3 protein-coding genes are annotated in these 2,232 nt (G+C 38.9%); all 3 read right to left on the bottom strand.

Annotated features, from left to right (window positions below; all coding sequences use genetic code 11):
• Positions 1 to 739: HAMP domain-containing protein (locus ACH2DQ_RS08270; RefSeq protein ID WP_395026322.1), on the bottom strand; the 739-nt coding region annotated here is incomplete at its 3' end.
• A complete protein-coding gene (locus ACH2DQ_RS08265; RefSeq protein ID WP_394911073.1) occupies positions 732 to 1,415 on the bottom strand; it encodes a response regulator transcription factor in 684 nt (227 codons plus the stop codon). The genes ACH2DQ_RS08265 and ACH2DQ_RS08270, both read right to left, overlap by 8 nt.
• Before the next feature lie 12 nt (positions 1,416 to 1,427).
• A partial coding sequence (locus tag ACH2DQ_RS08260; protein ID WP_395026319.1) for a hypothetical protein occupies positions 1,428 to 2,232 on the bottom strand: 805 nt, incomplete at its 5' end.

Raw genomic sequence — 2,232 nt, 5'->3', positions numbered from 1 at the left:
CTATTTCCAACCGGTCCTTATCTCCCTCCAGACTCTGTACAAATTCCTGTATCTGATCAGACATGGAATTGATATTTGCCGCCAGGCTGTTAATTTCCTGGAAGGAAGTATCCGTCCTTGCCTTTCTGGTAAAGTCCCGTTTTGCTACCCGCTTTGCTACCTCCCCGATTTCCTCAATCGGGTTGGCAATACGGTTGGAAAGTATATACATGATAAGGCTTCCCACCAGCAATGAAATCACAATGACTACGGCCAGGAAAGTCTGTGTATATTTAAATGAGCTGTATGCGGATTTAATCTCTTCTTTGATACTTACATAATACAGGTTTCCATCCTGCTTAATGATCCCGGGAAAACGAATCAGCCCCATCACCTTTGACATATTTCTTCGGATTTTCGGCTGTTCCGTAAAGTCTTCTATGTGTAGGTTCACATTCTTATAAACCTGCGCTTTGGGTCCTGACTTCCTCGTAGTATATACGGGTTCGTAATTAGCATCCGCGATGACAAAAGAAAAATTCTCATTCTCATAGCTTTTAAACAAATTCTTATCATCACTGTCAATCTTCTTTAAATCCACTGATTTTATTTCTTCAAATGCTTCTTCCATCATTTTGCTTTTCTGTCCGACATAGTAATCTGTTGCAAAAAGACTGAACACAAGGCTGCTTCCTCCAACAACAATCAGGAGGAATGCCCACTGCATTATGATCATATTGCCTTTTATTTTTTTAATCATGTTCTCCTACTCCAAACAGATACCCAACGCCGTAGACAGATTTAATATAGGGACATTGATCCGTCATTTTTTTCCGAAGCTGCTTCACGATGGTGTCAACCGTCCTGGTATCTCCGTTATAATCATAACCCCACACGGAATTTAATATTGCTTCCCTGGAGAGTACAACGTTTTCATTTTCCAGGAAATACACCAAAAGTTCAAATTCCTTTGGCGTAGTTTCCATAAATTCATCTTTTAAATAAACCTTCTGGCTTGCAATCTCAATCTTAAGCTCTCCGGCAAATAAAACATCCTTGAGTTTCCCCGCACGCTTGAGAACCGCTTCAACATGAGCTTTTATAATTGCAAGTGTATAGGGCTTGGTTATATAATCATCCGCGCCTTTATTAAAACCAGTTAACTGGTCTGTAATCGCATTTTTAGCAGTGAGCAAAATTACCGGTACTTCGGATTTCTGGCGTATTTCACCCAGTACCTCAAATCCATTCAGATGCGGCAGCATAATATCAAGCAGCACCAGATCTAATTTATGCATGTTCTGATAAAAAAGTTCTACGGCCTGCTGACCATCGTTGGCAACAATTACCTCATATCCATTGATTTTCAAAAAATCTGACAGCGTCCTTGCCAGTTTTAATTCATCCTCAACAACTAAAATACGGTTTTTCCTCATTTCACACTACTCCTAACGAATTCTGCTGGCATCGTCAAATTCACCTAATTTCACGGTGCCTGTTTCTTCATATTCTTTCTTCAATTTGTAATAATCATTCTTACGCTTTTCAATATGTTCATAAGCATTTCGTTTTGTAACGTAAGTACCAAATCCTTCATAGGAACGTGTGCCTTTCATTGTATCAACCATTAAATCATATACTTCATAGAAAAAATGGCCTTCGTTGTAAAAATTGTAGGGGTTCAGATCTATTTCGTTGTAACCGCTGAAATCCCATACATCTGTTATTGATATAATGTCATATAAGAACTGCCAGTAGTCCTCACTTTCATGTTCACTCATCTCACCGATAAAGGATGGGGCTATTATCACCATCAGTTCCACATTATTATCATCGCACACTTCTTTTAACATTTTGAAAGCGTTTAGGTTCTCTTCATAATAAGGCCTTTCACTAGGTTTTGTAAAGAGTGTTTTTAAATGTTTATCGATTTTATTTGTAACATACTTCTCTGTGAACTTCTGTGGATCCTCATCTCTTCTTAAATAATACTTTTCCAGGTTCCTTGCGCCATCCCCAATCTCCGGATAGAATGTCTGTTTTTTTGGGTTTGTCCATTTATCTTTCAGCTCACCCAGACTTACGGTTACAACCTTAAGCAGAAAATCAATAAATTCCATTGCCTGGGATTTTCCGGAAATAAGTGCCGGTACCTTATACATGTCCCCTACATGCTCCGCTTCAAACCTGCGGACTTCCCCTCCGCTGATATTCAGCACAATTTTTTTAACATTGGTATTTTCAACCAGATAT

The organism is Robinsoniella sp. (assembly GCF_034124845.1).
This window is presented reverse-complemented; position numbering and strand designations above follow the sequence as displayed.

Excerpts from the sequence above, each read along its gene's own strand:
- ACH2DQ_RS08265 (WP_394911073.1), bottom strand. The coding sequence starts at position 1,415 with ATGAGGAAAAACCGTATTTTAGTTGTTGAGGATGAATTAAAACTGGCA.